This window comes from Acinetobacter sp. S4397-1 (genome assembly GCF_024129285.1).
Classification (GTDB): domain Bacteria; phylum Pseudomonadota; class Gammaproteobacteria; order Pseudomonadales; family Moraxellaceae; genus Acinetobacter; species Acinetobacter lwoffii_C.
The window spans coordinates 1-975 of the sequence record NZ_JAMXXZ010000080.1 but is presented as its reverse complement, the minus strand read 5'-3'; the positions used below and the strand labels follow the sequence as shown (position 1 = coordinate 975).

1 protein-coding gene is annotated in these 975 nt (G+C 43.2%); it reads left to right on the top strand.

What is annotated here, in order from left to right; genetic code table 11:
- Positions 1 to 386: 386 nt before the first annotated feature.
- Positions 387 to 975 (top strand): aconitase family protein (locus tag NI467_RS14580; RefSeq protein ID WP_253153497.1); only part of this gene is annotated, 589 nt, incomplete at its 3' end.

The window sequence follows — 975 nt, the reverse complement described above, 5'->3', positions numbered from 1 at the left end:
CGAGGCAAAAGACTGGGATTAAGATTCAATTTAATTGCGGGAATCTATAACTTGGAGCTGAGTAAAAAATGACTTATGAAAGAAATCTAATGATTTAAAAGGTTTATTTAAATATATAGAATTCAATTAATTTTTATTTCAACAAATCCATCTCATACTAAAGAATAGGAAGGAAACGCTAAAACTGCTTAAAAAAAGAACATTTAGAGCAGGTATTCTAAAAAATATATAACAAAATGTTGCTGAAATGCGGATTTTGGCAACTAAGTATATGAAATATAAGTGATTTGGGAAGTGGCTTTTCGGCAGTGTACTATGCCACTTAAGCGATGGTCATTCTTAACAACAATGATGTAGGAAAAAATGATGCAAGAGGCAGGTAAGCTATGAACAAAAAATATCGTAAACCGCTGCAAGGCACCCCGCTGGAATATTGTGATGTGCGTCAGGCTGTGGAAGATATCCAGCCAGGCGCCTATGCCAAACTTCCCTATACCTCCAAAGTACTGGCCGAGCAGCTGGTACGCCGCTGTGATCCCGCGATTCTTGAACAGTCGTTAAAAGAACTGATTTACCGTAAACAGGATCACGATTTCCCCTGGTATCCCGCCCGCGTGGTCTGTCATGACATTCTCGGTCAAACCGCACTGGTTGACCTTGCCGGTTTGCGCGATGCGATTGCCGAGCAGGGCGGCGATCCATCCAAAGTCAATCCGGTGGTACCAACGCAATTGATCGTTGATCACTCTCTAGCGGTGGAGTATGGCGGTTTTGACCCAGATGCTTTTGAAAAAAACCGGGCGATTGAAGACCGTCGCAACGAAGACCGTTTCCATTTTATTGAGTGGACCAAAACCGCGTTTGAAAATGTCGATGTGATTCCGGCCGGTAACGGCATCATGCACCAGATCAATCTGGAGAAAATGTCTCCAGTCATTCAAAACCGTGATGGCGTGGCATTCCCGGATACTTGTG